A 20,101-nucleotide genomic window follows, 5' to 3' on the forward strand; every position below is an offset into this window, starting at 1 on the left:
ACTCAAGCGGCTGGCTTGAGCACGACTTTTGTCCAGCCGTTATCACGCGCATCGAAATGCTTGTAGGCGTCCGGCCCTTCGGCCAGTTTCAGGCGATGCGAAATGATCTGCGCAGGATTGGCCCGGCCGTGATGGATAAGCTCGGCGAGGCGACGGTTGTAGTGTTTGACGTTGGCTTGACCAGTGCGGATCTGCTGGCCCTTGAACCAGAACGAGCCGAAATCGAAGGCCATCTTGCCTTGCTTGGCCAGCTCGCTTTCAGCGCCCGGATCCTGCGGCACAAACACGCCGACCACACCGATACCGCCGGTAGCTTTGGTGGAGGCGACAAGGTTGTTCATGGTCAGGTGATTGGCTTCGTGGCCGTGGCGATCGCAGCACTGATAACCGACGCACTCGCAACCACGGTCCGTGCCTTTGCCGTGGGTCAGATTAAGGATCTGATCCACCGCCTCTTGCTCCAGCGAATTGATCGGTGTCGCGCCCAACTGGGCGGCCAGTTTCAAGCGGTCAGGATGATTGTCGACGACAAAGACTTGCGACGCGCCCTTGATCATCGCCGAGTGCGCCGCCATCAAGCCGACCGGCCCGGCGCCATAAATGGCAATGCTCTCACCTGGCAGCAGACCGGCCAGTTCAGTCGCGTGCCAGCCTGTCGGGAAGATGTCCGAGAGCATGACGTAATCGTCCTCGCGCTCCTCGGCGTCTTCGGGCAGCACCAGACAATTGAAGTCGGCATACGGCACGCGCAGCAATTCAGCCTGGCCGCCCTGATAAGGCCCCATGTCGGCGAAACCATACGCGGCGCCCGCGCTGCCGGGGTTGGCGGTCAGGCAAAAACCGGTCAGGCCTTTTTCGCAGTTCTCGCAGAAGCCGCACCCGATGTTGAAAGGCAGACATACCCGGTCACCGACCTTGACCCGATCAACGCCAGCGCCGACTTCGATCACCTCACCGAGATTCTCGTGGCCAAACACCCGGCCGGTCTCCATCGAGGTGCGCCCTTCATACATGTGCAGATCCGAACCACAGATATTGGTCGTGGTGATTCGCACCAGAACGTCGGTAGGTTTCTCGATTCTGGCATCCGCGACATTCTGCACGCTGACATCACGCGGGCCGTTGTAGACGATTGCTTTCATGGTGTTCTCCCGTTAGCCAGACGACGGGGAAATTTCGTCTGCTCAGACTTATCTGTCAGAGCGGCAAGAACGTATGTTCAATGGATTGCAGCGCGTGTCTGACGGACGGTCTGCAAAAGCACTGAACGTCGAAAACAGTGAATTTTATGAAGGTGCCGCTTTCTATTTGTGAGCTGCGTGCACGGCTGATCAGGTATTGCCGGGAATCGGCAAAGACCTTGATGTGCAACATCCGGGGATGATATTCATCGGATTGGTCGAGCGGCCAGAATGGAATCTCACCCTGAGGACACACGGAAATGAGTACGCGAAAAATCCTGGTCACCGGTGCTGCGGGCAAGATCGGCAACGCTTTCTGGATGGCCTATGGCGATGAACTGGACTTGCGTTTGGCCGATGTCGACGCCAGTCGTTTTCCGGATTCGCTGGAAAGCTGCACTCTCGATATCACCGACCTACCCGGCTGCCTTGCGGCCTGTGAAGGCGTAGACACGGTGATTCACCTCGCGGCGGATCCGAATCCCGACGCGGACTTCATGACCTCTGTCCTGCCGGTGAATATGGTGGGCACCTACAACATGCTGCTCGCCGCGAAGACGCAGGGCTGCAAGCGCTTTATCTTTGCCAGCAGCGCCCAGGCGATTGAAGGCTATCCGAAGGATGTGCAAGTTCACGAATGCATGGCGCCGAGACCCGGCAATCTTTATGGGGTGGGCAAAGCGTTCGGGGAAGCGTTGGCGTCGTTGTATGCCAACGACGGTGAGATGACGACCATCGCCGTGCGCATTGCCAACGTCAACGAATTCCATCCGGGTGAAGTTCACAGCCACAGGGACGTCGCTGCGTTTATCAGTGTGCGGGATGTCGTGGCGTTACTGCGCAACTGCGTTGAAGCCGAGCTGAGCGGATACCATGTGGTCCATGGCGTCTCGAACAACCGCTACAAGCGCCTTGCCATTGACCAGACCAAAGCGATCGTCGGCTACGCGCCGCTGGACGATGCATTCAAAATTCTGGAAGGTCGCACTCAGCAAGATTGATTGAAACCTGTAGGAGTGAGCCTGCTCGCGATTGCGCAATGTCTGTGCCGAAAATGTTGGCTGACACTGCGCCTTCGCGAGCAAGCCCGCTCCCACCTTAATTTGTGGTGTGCGCCGATGTTGCGTACGCCAGCAAGCTTGGCGCCTGCGGTTCTGCTGGCTCAGAATTTTTGCGCGACGCGCTGATAGGGGTAATCCGGATCGCGGTATTTGCCCGGTTTCTGCCGTTTGGGCAGTTCGATCTTCTCGCGTTTCACATCCTCATACGGAATGCGGCTGAGCACATCGGTGATGATGTTCAGCCGTGCCCGGCGCTTGTCGTTCGAGTCCGCCACCAGCCACGGCGCATGCTCGGTGTCGGTGTGTTTGAACATCTCGTCCCGCGCCCGTGAGTAGTCGTACCAGCGGCTGTAGGACTTGAGATCCATCGGCGTCAGTTTCCAGGTCTTGCGGCCGTCGTTGATCCGCGCTTCAAGTCGACGGGTCTGCTCTTCGGGGCTGACTTCGAGCCAATACTTGAGCAGGATCACCCCCGACTGGACGATGGCATGTTCGACCCACGGGATCGACTTGAGGAATTTGTCAGCCTGATCCTCGGTGCAAAAGCCCATCACCCGCTCGACGCCGGCGCGGTTGTACCAACTGCGGTCGAAGATCACCACTTCACCTCCTGCCGGCAAATGAGGCAGGTAGCGCTGAACGTGCATCTGGGTTTTTTCCCGATCCGTCGGTGCCGGCAGCGCCACCACGCGAAAGATTCGAGGGCTGACGCGTTCGGTCAGCGCCTTGATCGTCCCGCCCTTGCCCGCGCCATCACGCCCTTCGAAGACGATGCAGACCTTGACGCCCTTGGCGATCACCCACTCCTGCAGCTTCACCAGCTCAACGTGCAGCTTGCGCAACTGCTCAAGGTAATCCTTGTTTTTCAACTTCGGACTTTCAGGCGCCTTGACGGCCTTCTTTTTGTCTTTTGCCATGACCAAGCCCTCACGAATGATTGCGGAAACAAAGCGTTTATTGACGCGGCAAACCAGACACGTGAGGTTAGCCCACGACTTGCGGTTTGCCATTAACGGGCAAAAAGCCAAATCGCCATGTGTTTCCTTCGTTCTTTGTTACGTCGCACTGTTCATTGTCCGCCCCTTGTTCGCTGGAGTTTCTCGATGCCGTCGCCCAAATCCCTGCCCACTGCCCTGCTGGGCCTGGCCCTTGCCTGCCCGGCGATGGCCGAGACTCAAGGAATGGAACTGGGGCAAGTGCTGATTTCGGCCGACGAGCGCGGCAGTGCAGACGCCAGCGTTGAAGAGGCCAAAACCCGGCTCGATCAGGTGCCAGGCGCCACCAACGTCGTCGACATGCGCCAGCCTTTGCAGGGCCGCGTGGCGAGCAATCAGGACGTACTGGCCTATCAACCGGGTGTTTACGCGCAGTCGGCGGGTAACGAGGGTGTGAAGATTTCCGTGCGCGGTTCCGGCATCAACCGTGCGCCGGGCGCCCATGCCTCGGGGCTGTACACGATGCTCGATGGCCTGCCATTGACCGGCCCCGGCGGCACGCCCTATGAATTGCTCGAACCATTGTGGGTCGATCACGTTGAAGTGTTGCGCGGCGCCAATGGCTTTGACCGTGGCTCGCTGGCACTCGGCGGCGCCATCGATTACGTCAGCCACACCGGCTACAACGCGCCGAAACTGCAAGTGCGCTACGCCACCGGCAGCCACGGTTATCAGCAGCGCCAGGTGAGTTCCGGACAAGTGCTGGGCGACTTCGATTACTACGTGTCGCTGACCGATGCCAACGCCGACGGTTATCAGGATCACACCGCCAGCGAAAGCAAAGGCCTGATTGCCAACTTCGGTTACCGCTTCAACCCGAATCTGGAAACACGCTTCTACATCCGTTACCGCGAAACCGACAACGACCTCGCCGGCCGCGTGACCAAGCATTCCATCGAACATGATCCTCGCGCCGCCAACCCTTCCTACGTGTCGCGCGACGACAGCCGCAAACAGCCCGGCAGCACCTTCATCGGTAACAAGACCACGTTCTACATCGACGACGATTCGAGCATCCAGACCGGTCTGGTCTATCACGATTACCCGATGGACCTGCGCGAAGGCCCGAACCGCCTGAAAGTCGCCTACACCGACGTCAGCGGCACCTTCGACTACAAACGCCGCGACACGATTTTCGGCATGGAAAGCCGCAGTAATGTCGGCCTGCGCGTGACCAAACATTTGCCCAACGACGGCGCCAGCGAAATGGTGCGCATCCCCACCGGCAACACCGCCGGCTACGCGCCGGGCACGCACATGCGCAACTTCACCTATCAGGGTTCGGACACCGTCCTGCACTTGGGCAACGACCTGGAAATCGCCGACGACCTCTGGCTGACCACCGGCCTCGCCGCCCTCTACACCCGCCGTGAAAGTGACGTGACCTACCCGCAAAGCGGCGGCAAAACCAGCATGAACGACTGGGACTACGCCCCGCGCCTCGGCCTGCGCTACCAGATCACGCCAGACCTGCAAGTGTTCGGCAACCTCAGCCGCTCGGTCGAAGCACCGCATCCGTGGTCGCTGATCTACAGCTCCAACGTGCGCTTCCCGGCCGGCAACGGCGCGGCAACCGGCACGCAAAAAGATCCGGTCAAACTGCAAAACCAGACAGCGACCACGCTGGAACTCGGCGGGCGCGGCGACAGTGTCGTCGGCGAATGGAGTCTGGCGTGGTATTACGCGCAAGTGCGGCATGAGTTGTTGTCGGTGCTGCCGGATGCCAATGCCGTCACGCCGTATGAGTTGAATGCCAGCCCGACCGTGCACCAAGGTGTCGAAGCCAGCCTGAACAGCCAACTCTGGTCGGCTGCCGATGGCCGACAGTTGAGCTTGCGCCAGGCGTATACGTTCAGCGATTTCCACTATCGCGACGATGAGCGCTTCGGCGAAAACCGCTTGCCGGGGTTGCCGATGCACTACTACCAGGGCGAATTACGTTATGACTGGCCGCAGGGTTTCTTCGCAGCGGTGAATACCCAGTTGGTTTCCAAAGTTGCCGTGGATTACGCAGACAGTTACTACGCCGATCCTTACGCACTGTTTGGTGCAACGCTGGGCTACAACGCGCCGAAGGGTGACTGGCAAGGCTGGGTGGATATGCGTAATTTGACCAACAAGCACTACGCGGCGACGGTTACTCCGGGCTATGACGACAAAGGAGTGGATGCTGCGCGGTCGACGCCGGGTGAAGGGATGGGGGTTTATGTCGGGGTTTCGTGGAGTTTGCTCTGATACCAGTGTTTAACTGATTTTAACCATGCGCTTTTTGCGGGGGCCATACCTTGTGAACCCGACTCTAAACACGACAGCCAACGGTCGTCTGACGCTCGATTTTTACGAGTTGGCAGAGGCCGAATGGCTAGTACTGACTCAGCGATTGATCACCCACCACGGGTTTGAACAAGAGGGTTTGATCGCCATTGGTCTTAGTGAACAGATTCACCAGGGTTTCCAGTGTGCGGAATTCAGCCTCGCGTCCGGCTGGGATATCTGGTCCGGGTATTACCTGATGTCGAAGTCGCCAGCGGGAGATGTGTTTCTGCGCAGCCTCTATCAAGAACTGCGCGGCTGAGAGGAATTCAGGACCTTTGATCCATTGATGCTGCCTCGCCGGACAGCGGCGCCAAGATATCGCGGCGATAACATCAGGTCTAGCAACCACCCCTGTAGGAGCTGCGGCACGCTGCGATCTTTTGATTTTGCATTCAAAGATCAAAAAATCGCAGCGTGCCGCAGCTCCTACAGGGGCGTGGGGACGGCTTTCGTTGTGTTGGGCCGCTGTGTATCATCGGCGCAGGCTGATGCTGCCTGCCGCTCGCTTCCGAAAGGAAAGGTGAAAGCATTGCTTCTCTCCCCCAAATCCCTGCGCATTTCTTGAAGTCGAGGTTTGGCAACGCGAGCACCAGAATATCTCGACCACAGGAGATACGATGCTTTCAATCGAACAAGCCAAGCAGATGGCCAAACGGCTGCGCGCCGCACTGGCGTCGCGCGATCAAGCGATGACCCATTGCGCAGCACTGGAAACAGTCGCGCAGCAATTGGGCTACAAGGACTGGAATACCGCATCGGCAATGCTGCCTGCGGCAAAACCCGAATCCGCAATCACCTTCGATAAAGCCATTCCGATCCTGCGAATTTTCGACGAAACCAAAGCCCGCGAGTTCTACCTCGACTTTCTCGGTTTCAGTGTCGAATTCGAGCACCGGTTCGAAGCGGATCTGCCGCTCTACCTGGGGATCAGCCGCAATGGCCTGCAACTGCATCTTTCCGAACATCATGGCGATGCAAGTCCAGGCTCGACGGTGTTTGTGCCGATGCATAACATCGAATTGTTCGGCGAAGAATTATTGAACAAGCGCTATGGATACGGACGTCCGAGTGTTGTGCAACAGGACTGGGGCAAGGTCCTGGAAGTGTACGACCCCTTCGGCAACCGCATCCGCTTCTGCCAGAGCTGATCGTAAAATGCGGACCGGATAGTCCGGTCCGCCACAAGGACACGTGAAAAAATGAAAGTACTGCTTATCGCGGCGCTTGGAATTCTGTCAATCGTTCAAACATCTTTGTCCGTTGCCGATAACACCAATGGCAAGAATCTTTTTCTTCAGCGATGTGCGATGTGCCACGGAGCCGATATCAAGGCAACAGGCCCCTTGGCCAATAAAAGCCAGCCGCCGACACCTGACCTGACAACAACCGCCTTCAAGAAACGCCTGAATGATTATCCGGGGGTCATCGTCTCCTCGATCATCCTTCGCCCCAATGGCGACTTGATTCCGAGGACCCTGCGCGAGAACGGCGTAAAAATAGCGCCGCACGCCTGGAGCGTTGAAGACTTTCGCGACTTGAATCAATACATGAGTAGCGTGATTTCAAAAAGTCGCTGATTTGATAAGCGGCATTAATCAGGCATTTCCGGCACGCCTCTCGTCGCCAAACTATTCCCCGCCCCGCAAGGAAGGCACGTTTTTGAATCGCATTAAATCCAACAACCAAAACACCCTTAATCGCACTTTGCCGCTGCTACTGCTGTTGGCATCAACAGTTCTGCTCAACACGGGATGCGCCCATCCTCCGCCACCGGTCGAACGCGACCCGTGCCTGGATGAAGGCCCAAGCCAGAGTGCCGCTTACGAGGACTGTGTGGTTGACCGTAATGACGAAAGAGATGCGGCACTCAAGGCCATTCTTGGCACTGGCCCTGGTCTTTATACACAAGCACGTCTCGCCGATCCGGGGGAGTTCCCTCTACAGGATTCCGACTACCCGGATATCCCCGGTCCCATGATCTACCACACTGCCAACACAATTTCCGCGGCGGAGCAGCAAGCGTTGCCGTTCAAGATGAAAGTCCGCTGGAACTACACTTCCCGGAAGCTCCTGCCGCGACCTCGCGATCTGGTGCGCATGAATGAAATGGAAGTTTTGCTAAAGTCGGCCGCAACGGAAAACGGCCTGGCGAAGTGGGTGTGCACCGTGACCGGTGAGCAACGTCGAGAGTGGGTTTTCTACGCCCGAAGCGACGCTGATTTCATGACTCGCATGCAAACGATACTGGCCGCGACCGGGCCGTATCCCGTCGAATGGACCGGCCGTAAAGATCCTGCGCACAAGGTCGATGGGACAAGCAGCGCCAACGCTTCCGGGGAAATCCTTATTACCCCGAAACTGTGCGTGGAGTGATATTCAGGGGCACTTGCGGCCGGGCCTGAATATCGCGCGCGGGGAGCTTTAAAGTGTGCAAACTGTGTTGCACACTGCCAGCGGATTGCAAATTGCCATCCCCTCCCCCCAATCATGGAAGATCCACTCATTGAAACCAGCTCTCGGTGCCCTGCTTCTAACCTGCCTGACCACCAGCGCGCTCGCTGACGTCAACGCTATCGGTTTCCAGTCCTCGACCCTCGACCCGCACAATGAGCGTGCGCTGGAGATGGTCGTCTGGTATCCGGGTAAAACCACTGTCACACCCCAATTGATCGCCGACGATGTGGTGTTTGTCGGCAATGCCGCCGTGCGCGACGCGCCGCCCACCGCAGGCGAGCATCCACTGGTGGTGCTTTCCCACGGTTATCGGGGCAACTGGAGCAATCAGGGCTGGCTGGCGAGTGCGTTGGCCCAGCAGGGTTACATCGTCGCGGCGGTCAACCACCCCGGCACCACCACCCATGACCGTAGCCCGCAAGCTGCCGAGCAGTTGTGGCAGCGGCCGGGCGACCTGAGCCGGGCGATTGCGGCGGTGACCTCGCAGCCGCAGAAGTTTGGTGCCGTCGCACCGCTAAAGATTGCTGTGGTGGGCCATTCGCTCGGCGGCTGGACGGCCATTGAAATCGCCGGTGCGCGGTTCGATCCGGAGCTGTTTGCGCGTGACTGCAAGGTTCATCCGCAACTGGCCAGTTGCATCAATTACGACAAGATCAATCCGGCCAGCACGCCCGCACTGAAAACTCAATTGGCCAGCGACTTGCGCGACAAACGCGTCACCGCCGTGGTTTCCCTTGACCTCGGTTTTTCGCGCGGGATGACCAGTGAAAGCCTGGCAGCGCTGCCGGTGCCGGCGCTGGTGATCGCTGCCGGTGCGCCGTCGCAGGATCTGCCTGCGCAACTGGAGTCAGCCGACCTCGCCAAACGCCTGCCGCAGGGGTCAACGCAGTATGTCGAGATCCGCGATGCCAGCCATTTCACCTTCCTGGCCATGTGCAAACCGGGTGCCGTGGCACTGCTTGAAGAAGACGTGCCTGGCGATGGAATCATTTGTGGCGATGGCGAGGCTGCGCGTCCTCGGGGGGTTATCCAGCAGCAGGTTGCAACGTTGATCAACGAGTTCTTGCAGCAGGCCTGGAAGCAGCAAGACAATCTGGCGAAGCGCTGACAGCGAGGCTTTTGCAGACAGGAACAACCGGTTTATCAAGCGCTTGCGTCAGTGAAGCTGAGCGGATGAGTGCAGCAATGCCATTGATGTGCCACTACTGAAATAGTATGTTACTCAAAATCCATCCCCAGCTTCACCCCCGCACAAGGAAGACGTCATGTCGCTCAAAGGAAAGATAATCTCCGGTTATCTGGTCATCGGCTTGATCTACGCGCTCTACTCCTGGCTGTTCAGCTCCATCTACTCCCACGCAGGCTTCTTCTACAACCTCGGCCGGGGCCTGATGTGGCCAGCGGCGATGTTCCCGGCGCTCGGCGCATTCATCGGCGGTGTCGTACTGGTGATCATCGCCGGCGCCTACGCGCTGAGTCGCCGCTAAGCCTTCTGCACTTCAAAATCTTTCAAGGACAAATGCTCATGAGCATGAAAAAAATCACCCTGGCCGTGTTGCTGGCAACGGCGCTGGCCGGTTGTGGTGGCAGTAAGGACAAGGCGCAGGAACTGGTCGAGGCCAGTGGCATGACCAAGCAATATGGCAGCATGGTCGAGATGGTATCCACCGCTTACGCCTCGCGCTACCCGATGCTTGAGCGCGAGCAGATTCGCAACGTCGTGCGCGAAAACATTGATCCCGAAGACTTGAAGAACAAGGTCGTCGAGATCTACGCCGACCACTTCGACAACGACGAACTCGACCTGATGATTCGCGCCAACCAGCATCCCGAGCAGGCCATGGCGATCATCCTGACCTCGAAAAAAGGTCGCGATCTGGCTGAAAAAGTCATGACCATCCAGACCACCATCACCAAAGACATGCAAGAAGCGATGGCGGACAGCGATGAGGCGATCATCGACGCGCTGGATGATTTGAAGGATGAAGCGCAGGGCTGAGTCCAAGTCGCCAGCGCGCGGAATGGCGCCGTGCCTGAAGGGCCTGTGACTGGCCCTTCAGGATCATCGATTGAGCACTTGTGTGAGTGAGGGGCAACTGCCGCAAGCGATCAACGCTGCGGCAATCGCCACGGTATTCGACAGTTTTCATCCTGAAACGGCGGGCACGCCCTCTCGACGACAGCATGCCCCCGCTCTCATTGCTTAAGCCTCAGCGGTAACGCCCTTGGCCCGTTCCGGCACAAAAGTCGGATAGTCCGTGTAGCCGCGCGCAGTACCGCCGTAGAAGGTGTCGCGGTCGTAGTCATTGAGCGGCCACTCACGACGCAAACGCTCAGGCAAATCCGGATTGGCGATAAAGTCCCGACCAAACGCCACCATATCGGCATCGCCGGCTTGCAGGATCGCCTCTGCTGACTGCGCGGTGAAACCGCCCGCTGCAACAATCAACCCGCGATAGTGTCGGCGCATCAGCTGCGACGCGACCGGAGCCTGGTCCTTGCTGTCATCGATGACGTTGCCGAGTACGCGCGGTTCGATCAAGTGCAGATAAGCCAGGTCGAGGCTATCCAGCCTTTGCACCACGTAGGTAAACAAGGCCTTTGGATCGCTGTCCTTCATGTCGCCGAAGGTGCCGCTCGGCCCCACGCGCACCGCCACTCGCTGACTGCCCCACACGGAAATCGCAGCCTCGGTGATCTCCAGTAAAAACCGCGCGCGGTTTTCGATGCTGCCACCGTAGCCATCGGTGCGCTGATTGCTGCCGTCCTGCAGGAACTGGTCGATCAGATAACCGTTGGCTCCATGAATTTCCACGCCGTCGAAACCGGCTTGCAGTGCCCGTGCAGAGGCGCTGCGGAAGTCTTCGACCAAGTCTTTGATTTCGGCTGCGGTCAGAGCGCGATGCGGGCTGCTGGTGACCCAACCGTCGGCGGTGTAAGCCACGCCGTTATAAGCCACTTCGGAAGGTGCGACAGGCAATGCGCCGTTGGGCTGCATGTCCTGATGCGATTGTCGGCCGGCATGGAACAGTTGCAGAAAAATCGTCCCGCCCTTGGCGTGCACGGCTTCGGTGATGGCTTTCCAGCCGGGGATCTGTTCGTCGTTGTACAGGCCCGGCGAACCCAGATAACCGTTGCCGGTCGGCGACACCACGGTGGCTTCGGAGACGATAAAGCCGCCCAACGAAGCGCGTTGCGAATAATAGGTTTGCATCAGTTCACCGGGGCGATCGCCCGCTTCGGAACGCATGCGCGTCAGCGGCGCCATGACAACGCGGTGAGACAAGGTGTAAGGCCCAAGATGGATTGCCGAAAACAGTGAGGACATGATCGTGACTCGCTTGAAGGAAGAAGGTTTGCCTGCGTCGCTCGCCAATGCCGTTTCGGCTTGTACGGGGTGCGGGATGAAGCGCACTGTAGGCAAACCGTCGGCAGGGAAAAACGGCCTGCGGGGCCTTTCTTTGCGGACTGGTTGTCCGCAATCACCGCTGTCATCCGATCGTTGAGGAGTGTTGCACCGTGCAGAAAGTGGCCTTAGTGATACGCGAGGATTTCCAGGTGATGAGCCTGGCCGCGTTGTCTGCCTTCGAGTTTGCCAACCGCAGTGCCGGCGAGCCGCTCTACGACATTCATGTGTTGTCCGAACATGGCGGGCCTGTCGCCAGTTCGCTGTTTGCCTCGGTGCACACCGAACCGTTCAGCAATGCCGTGTACGACACGATTCTGGTGGCGGGCGCGATGGATCGCTCATCGACGCCGGCGGGCGTTGTCGCGTTTTTGCGCGAAGTCGAACCGCGTGCGCGTCGGGTTGGGGCGCTGTGTGTCGGCGCGTTTGCCCTGGCCGAAGCCGGTTTGCTCAGTGGTCGACGGGCGACCGTGCACTGGCGGCGTGCGGCGGAGTTGCGCCGCGACTTTCCGCAGATCACCGTCGATGAAGACCGGATTTTTATCGTTGACGGCAAAATCTGGACCTCCGCCGGCATGACCGCCGCGCTCGATTTGACGCTCGGCATGGTCGAAAAGGACCACGGCGCCGCCCTCGCCCGTAGCGTCGCGCAGAGTCTGGTGCTCTATCACCGCCGCGCCGGCGGGCAGTCGCAGCACTCGCAACTGGTCGCGCTCAACCCGACGTCCAACCGCGTCCAGCAAGCCCTCGACTATGCCCGGCGCAACCTGCGCAAAGACCTGCACAGCGAAGATCTGGCCAACGCCGCGTGCCTGAGCCCGCGCCAGTTCAGCCGAGTGTTCCGCACCGAAACCGGCACCTCACCGGCCAAAGCCATCGAAAACCTGCGTCTGGAAAGCGCTCGGCTGTTGGTGGAACAGGGTCGGCACTCGCTCGACAACATCGCCACGGAAACCGGCTTCGGCGACCGCGACCGCATGCGCCGGGCGTTTCTGCGTGCTTTCGGGCAATCGCCGCAATCGCTGCGCAGCGCCGTCGAACCGCTGGAAGAATCGCTGCCCGTGTGAATCGCCAACCTGCATTTGCGGCCAAACGGCTTTGGCCGGAAACGTCGGTTTTACGGCCCATCCGCCGCCCTGCTCACGCATAGCATTGTTCCTGAAGTCACGGCACGGGCAACCCGCCCGCTGCTGACACAGGAGATCAAGCATGAGCAGCATCCAACACGTCATCCTCGTCCACGGCGCCTGGGCCGACAGCACGTCCTGGCACAAGGTCCGCGCTGAACTGACCGCCGCCGGCCTGAGCAGCAGCACCGTCGAACTGCCCCTGACCTCGCTGGCCGCCGATGCCGCCGCCGTCGCCGAAGTCATCGCCGCCAGCCCCGGCCCAGCGCTGCTGGTCGGCCATTCGTACGGCGGCGCAGTCATCAGCGAGGCAGGTGAACACCGCAACGTTGCCGGTCTCGTCTACATCAACGCTTTCACCCCGGACATCGGTGAATCGGCGTTGGGCCTGACCGAACGGGTCGAGCCTTCGCTGATGAGCGCAGAGATCCGTGGCGACGACGCCGGCAACCTGAGCCTGACCTACAACGGCGTCTACCAAGGCTTTGCACAAGACGTCAGCGACGCCGAAAAGCATCAGCTGTTCAGCCATCAGCGCCCGACTTCCGCCGCCGCCCTGACCGCCCCGCTCACCCGCGCCGCTTGGCGCAACAAGCCGAGCTGGTATTTGGTCGGCACCCTCGACAACGCGATTCCACCGGCGCTGCAAGAACTGTTGGCGAAAAAGATTGGCGCCATCAGCACCTTCGTCGATGCCGGTCACTGCTCGATGATTTCCCAACCCGACGCGGTCGCCGAACTGATTATTCGCGCTGCCAAGTAATCCTCTTTCATTCCCTTTGCGAGCACTCATCATGAAACTGACTGAAAACACTATCTTCCTCACTGGCGGCGGTTCAGGCATTGGCCGTGGTCTGGCTGAAGCGCTGCACAAACTGGGCAACCAGGTGATCATTTCCGGCCGCCGCCAAGCCCATCTCGCCGCAGTCGTCGCCGCCAATCCGGGCATGCACGCAGTCGAGCTGGACATCACCGACCCGGCGAGCATCGCCAAGGTCGCCGAGCAACTGATCCGCGACTTTCCGCAGCTCAATGTGCTGATCAACAATGCCGGAATCATGCTTCCCGACAGCGCTGCCAGCGTTATTGACGATGAATTGCTGGTGTCGACCATCACCACCAATCTGATGGGGCCGATTCGCCTGACCTCGGCGCTGATCGAGCATCTCAAGCAAGCCGATAACGCCTACGTGGCCTACACCTCTTCGGTGTTGGGATTTGTGCCGATGGCCTTGACCGCCGTGTATTCGGCAACAAAAGCGGCTCTGCATTCTTACGCCCTGTCGCAACGCTTCATGCTGCGCGACACCTCGGTCAACGTGCTGGAAATCGCGCCGCCATGGGTGCGCACCGAACTGATGGACAGCTCGGAAGCGGAACTGGCCATGCCGCTGGACGAGTTCATCGCCGAAACGATCGCCGCGCTGGGCACCGACGCTGTCGAAATCCTCGTCGAACGGGCCAAGCCTCTGCGCGCCAATGCCGGGCCGGATGAACACGCCTTTGTCACCGCGTTCAACAGCCAACTGGTTGAACTCTACGCCCAGTAAATCCCCCGGCAGCCTACAGCGATGTGGGCTGCCCGACCCGGAGCGTTTCCGCATGCATAACCTCGACAACCTCAGTTCGCTGAAGATCTTCTCCCGCGCGGCTGAAACCCGTAGTTTCACCGAGGCCGGCAATCAACTGAGCCTGTCGGCCTCGGCGGTCGGCAAGGCGATTGCGCGGCTGGAACAACGTTTGGGCGTACGCCTGTTTCATCGCAGCACGCGCAGCATTCAATTGACTGAAGAAGGCCTGCAATTTCTCGACGGCTGTCGACGGATTTTCGACGAGATGGAAGCCATGGAAGCGGGCCTCGCGCTGACCCGATCGGCGCCGCATGGTCGTCTGCGCGTGAGTTTGCCGCTGGCCGGGATGTTGATGACACCGACGCTGACTGCGTTTATGCAGGCGTATCCGGAGATCGAACTGGACCTGCATTTTTCCGACAATCTGGTCGACATCATCAATGATGGTTTTGATGTGGTGGTGCGCACAGGGGATGCTTCGGATTCGCGGCTCATCGCTCGTAGCCTGGGCAACTATCACCTTAAACTGGTGGCCTCACCGGCTTACCTGAAACGCGCAGGTACGCCGTTGAAACCGGCGGATCTGATTGATCACAGCTGCCTGCATCATCGTTTTCCCACCAACGGAAAACTGGAGCGTTGGCCGTTGATTGCGCCGGTCGACAGCGAGGATGTGGTGGTGCCGGTGGCGACCACGTCCAGCACGGTTGAACCGCTGATTGCCTTGGCCGAAGCTGGCCTCGGAATAGTCTGCATTCCAGATTTCGCCTGTCGTCAGCAACTCGCCGCCGGGACGCTGGTGCAGGTGTTGGGCGAGTACACCGAACACACCGGCACCTTTCGCGCGGTGTGGCCGGCCAACCCGTATCGCTCGCCGAAGCTGCGGGCGTTTGTTGATTTCATGGCCGCCCACTTGCTCGCCGCCAAGCCTGCCGCTCCAACCATGCGCCTCAGTGCCTGAAACCCCCACCCCTTGTAGGAGCTGCCGCAGGCTGCGATCTTTTGATCTGTTTTTGTAGAGTCAAAGGCAAGATCAGAAGATCGCAGCCTGCGGCAGCTCCTACATTGGGTGGTGGCCATTCAGGTCTTGCGGGTGTTAACCGCTAACACTAGCAACGCGGCAATACCGGCGACCACGCAATACCCCAAGGCCTGACTCACGCCTAACCCATCCACCAACAACCCGCCGCCCAACGATCCCAGCGCAATCGAGATCTGAAAGTTGGCGACAAACAACGCCATCCCACCCTCTTGGGCATCCGGTGCAGCCTTGGCCATCCAGATCTGCAACACCAACGGCAACGCGCCGTAAGCCAAGCCCCACACCGCCATCAACAGCAACACCCACATCGGCGACGTCGCCCACCACGCCAGCATTCCCAACGCGCCAAACAACAGGCCAATCGTCGCCGCCAGCAGCGTCTTCACATTGAAGCGCTGCAAGCCACCAGCGATAAAATTGCCGCCCAACCCCACCAACGTGTAAGCAAACAAAATCGCCGAGATCGACGCCGCGTCAAAGTGCGCCTGCTGGGCCAAAAATGGCGTGACGTAGGTGTACGCAGCAAACTGCCCGCACAGCGCCAAAAACATCACCAACAAACCGACACGACCGTTGCCCGTCAGCACAATACCGAGCAGATCCCGCGCCGGCATGGCGCGCTCAACCGGCAACTTCGGCAGCCACAACGCTTGCGCAACAAAGCTCAGCACCGACAACCCCAGCGCCAAAGCGAACGCGCCCGTCACACCGAACATCTCACCGATCAACGCCCCGGCAGACCCGCCGAGCAACATGCCAATCGAGACCCCGGCAAAGATGATCGACGTGGCGCGTGCCACCGACCCTTCCTGCACCAGACGACTGCCAATGCCCGCGCCCACCGCCCAGAAACCCCCTAGGCCGATACCAAACAGCACCCGGCCGATCAGCAAAACCGCAAAACTGCTCGCCAGCATCGACAGCAGATTGGCGACCACCAGCAACGCCGCCAGGCTCAGCAACACATAACGACGATCGATCCGGCCAACGCCAATCGCCAACAACGGTGCGGCCAGTGCGGCGAGCAAACCGGGCGCAGTCACCAGCAACCCAGCGGTGCCCTCGCTGACGTTCATGCCGGCGCTGATATAGCGCAGCAAACCAATCGGGAGGAATTCGGTGGTACAGAAAACGATAGCGCTGATGGCCACGGCAAACACCGCCAGCCACGCATTGAGCGGTTGCGCCGAGTCGACGGCAGCAGCAGACACGTCGGCGTCTGCACAGTCAGTCGTTGGAAAAGACATGGGATCACTCCAGAAATGAATGGAACACCGCAGGCGCCAACGTTAGAGCCAGCGACCTCTGCGGTACTGGCGCCAAGGATCCGCGTGCGTCGCCGGCGGAAAAAGAGCCTGGCTTTCCACTCACTTGTGCCGCCGCTGTCCGCAGTCGCTGTTGCGACGAGTCCGCCGATTCACCCCGGCGCAGTCCGCAGAGTGCCGAACGCCACACCCTTTTTCCGCCGGGCACCGCTCAGCACAATCGCTGCCTGCCAATCACGGCTTTTTCGAGGTATGCGATGAACACTTCAACCCCCACGACGCCCCGTATCCGCGTCGGTCTGGTCGGTATCGGCAACTGGGCCAAGCATGGCCACGTACGGGTTCTGCAACTGCTGCCACAGTATGAAATCCGCGCGATCTATTCCCAGCGCGAAGCGGCCGCGAGCGAGGCTGCCGCTCAGTACGGCATCCGCCATGTCGTCGGTTCGCTGGAAGAATTGGTCAACCATTCAGAAGTCGATCTGGTGGTCGTGCTGACCACCGCGCCGCAACATGAAGTGGCGGTGCGCGCTGCCATCGCCGCGAAGAAAGACGTCTATTGCGAATGGCCGCTGACGCCGAGCACAGCAACCTCGCAAGAGCTGCTGCGCCTCGCCGAAGCTGCCGGGGTGCGCACCATCGTCGGCTTGCAGCGACGCCTTGCGCCGCACAATCGTTACCTGCGCGACCTGCTGCAAAGCGGCTACGTCGGCAAATTGCGCTCGGTGCGCATGCACGTCAGCATGAATTATTTCCAGGCCCTGCGCCCCAACGCCCTGCGCTGGACGGCGCCGGCAGAAAACTTCTCCAGCGTGATCGCGATCTACGCCGGGCACTTTCTCGACATGCTGTTGACCGCCACCGGTTGGCCACATCAGGTCAGCGGTTTACTGGTCAACCAGTTTCCGCTGGTGACCATCCGCGAGACCGGGGAAGTACTCGAAAGCGCCGCACCCGATCAACTGGTGCTCAGCGGTATGCTCGGCGACAACGCGGTACTGTCGGTGCATATCGAAGGCGGCAAGCGCAACGGCTCCGGCGTGCAGATCGATATCACCGGTGACGCCGGAGACCTGCGCATCAGCAACCGTTCAGCCTTCGGCGACATCGGTGACGACTACGTGATCGAAGGCGCCCACGGCGACAACCTGCCGCTGCAAGTGCTGCCAGTGCCAGAGGGTTACGACCCGCTGAAATCCACCGAACTGCCGTCGGCGGTGCTGGAACTGGCGTATCTGTATGCCGCTTATGCCGATGACATCAAAAACGGCACCCACAGCGCCGGTACCTTTGCCGATGCGGTGCAGATGCATCAACTGCTCGACGCAGCCCTGCTGTCGCACATAGCCCGCGAACAGATAGCGGGATGATCTGCAGAAGATTTTGGCGTGGTGACAAGATTCTGAGTCAAAGTCTTGAGCTCGACCGTAACGTGTAGGAGCTGCCGCAGGCTGCGATCTTTTGATCTTGTTTTTCAAGATCAATATCAAGATCAAAAGATCGCAGCCTGCGGCAGCTCCTACAGGGGGGCGGCTTCTTATAGGGCCGTCACTGTCGAGACGCCTAGCGTTGTCAAACGGGTGTCCAGTTTCCTCAAGTAGGAGACCGAAGCTTTATCGTATTTCCGAAGCAGGTTTTTCGTTTCATTCATCAAGTCCATTTTTGAATTGAGCGCTTCAACGAGTTCATCCGTTTGCTGGGCGTCCAATCGGCCATTGACTGCATCTTGCTTGACCGTCATAAAACGGGCATGGCACTCGATCTCTGCGGCCAGCTTTTCGATATCAGAGTGTTGGTACTTTGCAGGGCGCGAGCATGGTTTGGACGAGGATCGATTGTCCGTAGGCCGAATGTCGATCTCATCGATATTGATAAGTTCGTTTGCCATATCCTTACCGAAGTATCTGGAAAGCTTGAAGTGCTCAGCGATCAACTGCTGGCGCCAACCTCGGCGAAACTCCATATATTCATCCAGCGGCCCTTTGGAAAAATCTTCCCAACCCTTCTGATCCATCCCTTTCAATAACTTGGCAAGGGCGTTGTATCCGTTATCCATAAGACGACTGGTTTCCTGTGCAGTGGTCTGTGCACCGTCGAGAAAACTTACCTTGTCCGCTCTTTGATCTTGATGTGCCTGCTGGTAGGTCGTACCTCCCAGGGTAATAGCAGCAGTGAGAAGTGAAATTGAAAGAGTTTGCTTCCATGACAAATCAGCCATCAATGAATCCCGAAATTATTTGTTATCGCTCTATATCGGCAACCGAGCAAACTTCGTGAACCACTGACTGGCGTGAAAATCAGGGGTCACTGCGTCACGATAATCTTGCCGATCATCTGCGGATGCAACGCACAGAAATACTCAAACTCCCCCGGCGTATCGAACACCCAGGAAAAACTGTCATCGGTGTCCAGCGCCCCCGAGCGAAACACCTTGTGGGTTTCCGCCACGGTGTGCGGGATCTGATCGTCGTTCACCCACGTCACCTTGGTGCCCACGGCCACGGTCAGATCCTTGGGGCCGAACATGAACTCCTTGATGTCGATCTTCACGTCCTGCGCCCATGTCGGCGTCGACAGCATCAGGCACAGCAGCGCCGCAAATCGCGTTTTCATCGTTGCGCCCTCCCCTTAAACCAATGTCGAATCGATCAGCGCCAACGGGTGATCACCCTGTGTGGCGCGCACATCGGTCAGCCCCAGATAATTGCGCAACTGATCCGCCGCCACGGTCATCGGCCCCGGCGAAGGTGCCGCGCCCGGTGCCGGTTGCGGGTACGCCGTGCCACGGGCGGTGTGGAAGGTGATGTTGCCCTCGACCTTCTGAATCACCTGATGAATGTGCCCGTTCAGCACCGTCACCGAACCGTATTTGCGCAGCATCGCGATCGCCTGATCGCCGTCCTCGGTGCCCCAGCCCCACGGCTGATAGATCGTCCACAGCGGAATGTGCGTGAACACCACGATCGGCGTGCTGCTGGCCACCGCGCGCAAGTCATCGGCCAGCCAGGCGATTTGATCGGCGCCCAGATTGGCCTCACGCCCGGCCTGAAAATTGAAGACATTCACCAACGCAATGAAATGCACACCGTGGTCATCGAAGCTGTACCAGCCATTGCCTTTGGTGCCCTTGCCGTAGCGTTGCAGATACAGCGCACCGCCGCCCGCATCGAGGGTGTCGTGCTCGCCGGGGACGTAATGCACGGTGGCCGGCAGCGCCTTGAGCAACTGCGTCGCCGTGTCGAATTCCTCGGCTTTCGATAAGTGGGTGATGTCTCCGGTGTGGAGGATTAGCGCTGGGGTTTTCGGCAGCGCGATGACCTTGTCGATCGCCACTTGCAAGGTCTTCACCGGCTCCGGATTGGCTTCCTTGTTGAAGCCGATGTGCGAATCGCTGATCTGCACGAAATGGAAGGTGCTGGCCAACGCCTTGGGATCGCTGACGTTGCCCGTCGCATCCAGCGCAAAGGCTTTCGGAATGCCGCCGTGCAAGGCCCAGATAACGCCGGCCCCGGCCCACGCCGAGCACTTGAGCAACGCGCGTCGGTCCGGGTTGAGCAAGCCGTCGGTGCGGCGTTGGGATTTTGTGTGCATGTCCATCGGTGTGTCCTCGCGGGCGAACTACAGTGAGGTAGCTGACACGAGGAAAACCAAACGCGGCGGCGGTTTATTCCGCACAAAAAATA

Annotated in this window: 21 protein-coding genes; 14 read left to right on the top strand and 7 right to left on the bottom strand. The window is 59.3% G+C overall.

Features of this window, described 5'->3' with window-relative positions:
* Nucleotides 1-2: 2 nt before the first annotated feature.
* Nucleotides 3-1,142: a glutathione-independent formaldehyde dehydrogenase gene (locus C2E19_RS16515; RefSeq protein ID WP_129394175.1), complete on the bottom strand. Its 1,140-nt coding sequence runs from the start codon at nucleotides 1,140-1,142 to the stop codon at nucleotides 3-5.
* A 299-nt stretch (nucleotides 1,143-1,441) separates the two neighbouring features.
* Between C2E19_RS16515 and C2E19_RS16520 the strand changes: the two genes are divergently transcribed.
* Complete coding sequence (locus C2E19_RS16520; RefSeq protein WP_129394176.1) at nucleotides 1,442-2,182, top strand: NAD(P)-dependent oxidoreductase; 741 nt, start codon at nucleotides 1,442-1,444, stop codon at nucleotides 2,180-2,182.
* A 161-nt stretch (nucleotides 2,183-2,343) separates the two neighbouring features.
* On the opposite strand, the gene ppk2 is transcribed toward C2E19_RS16520, so the two are convergent.
* Nucleotides 2,344-3,159: a polyphosphate kinase 2 gene (gene ppk2, locus C2E19_RS16525; RefSeq protein ID WP_129394177.1), complete on the bottom strand. Its 816-nt coding sequence runs from the start codon at nucleotides 3,157-3,159 to the stop codon at nucleotides 2,344-2,346.
* A 186-nt stretch (nucleotides 3,160-3,345) separates the two neighbouring features.
* Between ppk2 and C2E19_RS16530 the strand changes: the two genes are divergently transcribed.
* From C2E19_RS16530 to C2E19_RS16565, 8 genes are all read left to right on the top strand, one after another.
* Entirely contained in the window at nucleotides 3,346-5,472 is a 2,127-nt protein-coding gene (locus C2E19_RS16530) for a TonB-dependent receptor domain-containing protein (RefSeq protein WP_129394178.1), read from the top strand.
* Nucleotides 5,473-5,524: 52 nt separating this feature from the next.
* On the top strand, nucleotides 5,525-5,812 hold the full coding sequence (locus C2E19_RS16535) for a hypothetical protein (RefSeq protein ID WP_129394179.1): 288 nt from the start codon (nucleotides 5,525-5,527) through the stop codon (nucleotides 5,810-5,812).
* 358 nt (nucleotides 5,813-6,170) lie between these two features.
* Entirely contained in the window at nucleotides 6,171-6,701 is a 531-nt protein-coding gene (locus tag C2E19_RS16540; protein ID WP_129394180.1) for a glyoxalase superfamily protein, read from the top strand.
* A 51-nt stretch (nucleotides 6,702-6,752) separates the two neighbouring features.
* A complete protein-coding gene (locus C2E19_RS16545; RefSeq protein WP_129394181.1) occupies nucleotides 6,753-7,130 on the top strand; it encodes a cytochrome c in 378 nt (125 codons plus the stop codon).
* An 82-nt stretch (nucleotides 7,131-7,212) separates the two neighbouring features.
* Entirely contained in the window at nucleotides 7,213-7,926 is a 714-nt protein-coding gene (locus tag C2E19_RS16550) for a DUF695 domain-containing protein (RefSeq protein WP_129394182.1), read from the top strand.
* A gap of 130 nt (nucleotides 7,927-8,056) precedes the next feature.
* On the top strand, nucleotides 8,057-9,115 hold the full coding sequence (locus tag C2E19_RS16555; RefSeq protein ID WP_129394183.1) for an alpha/beta fold hydrolase: 1,059 nt from the start codon (nucleotides 8,057-8,059) through the stop codon (nucleotides 9,113-9,115).
* A gap of 157 nt (nucleotides 9,116-9,272) precedes the next feature.
* A complete protein-coding gene (locus tag C2E19_RS16560) occupies nucleotides 9,273-9,494 on the top strand; it encodes a hypothetical protein (RefSeq protein WP_064390312.1) in 222 nt (73 codons plus the stop codon).
* Nucleotides 9,495-9,532: 38 nt separating this feature from the next.
* Nucleotides 9,533-10,006: a hypothetical protein gene (locus tag C2E19_RS16565; protein WP_129394184.1), complete on the top strand. Its 474-nt coding sequence runs from the start codon at nucleotides 9,533-9,535 to the stop codon at nucleotides 10,004-10,006.
* A gap of 204 nt (nucleotides 10,007-10,210) precedes the next feature.
* Here the strand turns inward: C2E19_RS16565 and C2E19_RS16570 are convergent, their stop codons facing one another.
* The gene (locus tag C2E19_RS16570; protein ID WP_129394185.1) at nucleotides 10,211-11,335 is read right to left on the bottom strand and encodes an alkene reductase; all 1,125 of its coding nucleotides are present in this window, start codon (nucleotides 11,333-11,335) and stop codon (nucleotides 10,211-10,213) included.
* Nucleotides 11,336-11,526: 191 nt separating this feature from the next.
* On the opposite strand from C2E19_RS16570, the gene C2E19_RS16575 reads away from it, so the two are divergent.
* The 4 genes from C2E19_RS16575 to C2E19_RS16590 all read left to right on the top strand — a co-directional run bounded on the left by C2E19_RS16575 (nucleotide 11,527) and on the right by C2E19_RS16590 (nucleotide 15,072).
* Entirely contained in the window at nucleotides 11,527-12,480 is a 954-nt protein-coding gene (locus C2E19_RS16575; protein WP_129394186.1) for a GlxA family transcriptional regulator, read from the top strand.
* A gap of 142 nt (nucleotides 12,481-12,622) precedes the next feature.
* Complete coding sequence (locus C2E19_RS16580; RefSeq protein WP_129394187.1) at nucleotides 12,623-13,303, top strand: alpha/beta hydrolase; 681 nt, start codon at nucleotides 12,623-12,625, stop codon at nucleotides 13,301-13,303.
* 31 nt (nucleotides 13,304-13,334) lie between these two features.
* The gene (locus tag C2E19_RS16585; protein ID WP_129394188.1) at nucleotides 13,335-14,090 is read left to right on the top strand and encodes an SDR family oxidoreductase; all 756 of its coding nucleotides are present in this window, start codon (nucleotides 13,335-13,337) and stop codon (nucleotides 14,088-14,090) included.
* A 52-nt stretch (nucleotides 14,091-14,142) separates the two neighbouring features.
* Nucleotides 14,143-15,072: a LysR family transcriptional regulator gene (locus C2E19_RS16590; protein WP_129394189.1), complete on the top strand. Its 930-nt coding sequence runs from the start codon at nucleotides 14,143-14,145 to the stop codon at nucleotides 15,070-15,072.
* A 119-nt stretch (nucleotides 15,073-15,191) separates the two neighbouring features.
* Here C2E19_RS16590 and C2E19_RS16595 read toward each other — a convergent pair whose 3' ends face one another.
* Nucleotides 15,192-16,400 carry an MFS transporter gene (locus tag C2E19_RS16595; RefSeq protein WP_129394190.1) on the bottom strand — a complete coding sequence of 403 codons (1,209 nt, stop codon included), beginning with the start codon at nucleotides 16,398-16,400 and terminating at the stop codon, nucleotides 15,192-15,194.
* Between the two features lie 275 nt (nucleotides 16,401-16,675).
* Here C2E19_RS16595 and C2E19_RS16600 point away from each other — a divergent pair, with 275 nt between their 5' ends.
* The gene (locus tag C2E19_RS16600; RefSeq protein ID WP_129394191.1) at nucleotides 16,676-17,788 is read left to right on the top strand and encodes a Gfo/Idh/MocA family protein; all 1,113 of its coding nucleotides are present in this window, start codon (nucleotides 16,676-16,678) and stop codon (nucleotides 17,786-17,788) included.
* A 167-nt stretch (nucleotides 17,789-17,955) separates the two neighbouring features.
* Here C2E19_RS16600 and C2E19_RS16605 read toward each other — a convergent pair whose 3' ends face one another.
* The 3 genes from C2E19_RS16605 to C2E19_RS16615 form a co-directional block, all read right to left on the bottom strand.
* Nucleotides 17,956-18,636, bottom strand: a complete 681-nt coding sequence (locus C2E19_RS16605; RefSeq protein WP_129394192.1) for a hypothetical protein — start codon at nucleotides 18,634-18,636, stop codon at nucleotides 17,956-17,958.
* Between the two features lie 86 nt (nucleotides 18,637-18,722).
* Complete coding sequence (locus C2E19_RS16610) at nucleotides 18,723-19,031, bottom strand: cupredoxin family copper-binding protein (protein ID WP_129394193.1); 309 nt, start codon at nucleotides 19,029-19,031, stop codon at nucleotides 18,723-18,725.
* A gap of 15 nt (nucleotides 19,032-19,046) precedes the next feature.
* Nucleotides 19,047-20,015, bottom strand: coding sequence for a metallophosphoesterase (locus tag C2E19_RS16615; RefSeq protein ID WP_129394194.1), 969 nt, complete (start codon nucleotides 20,013-20,015; stop codon nucleotides 19,047-19,049).
* Nucleotides 20,016-20,101 lie beyond the last annotated feature (86 nt).

The sequence above is a fragment of the Pseudomonas sp. DTU12.3 genome (genome assembly GCF_004124275.1).
Taxonomy (GTDB): Bacteria; Pseudomonadota; Gammaproteobacteria; order Pseudomonadales; family Pseudomonadaceae; genus Aquipseudomonas; species Aquipseudomonas helmanticensis.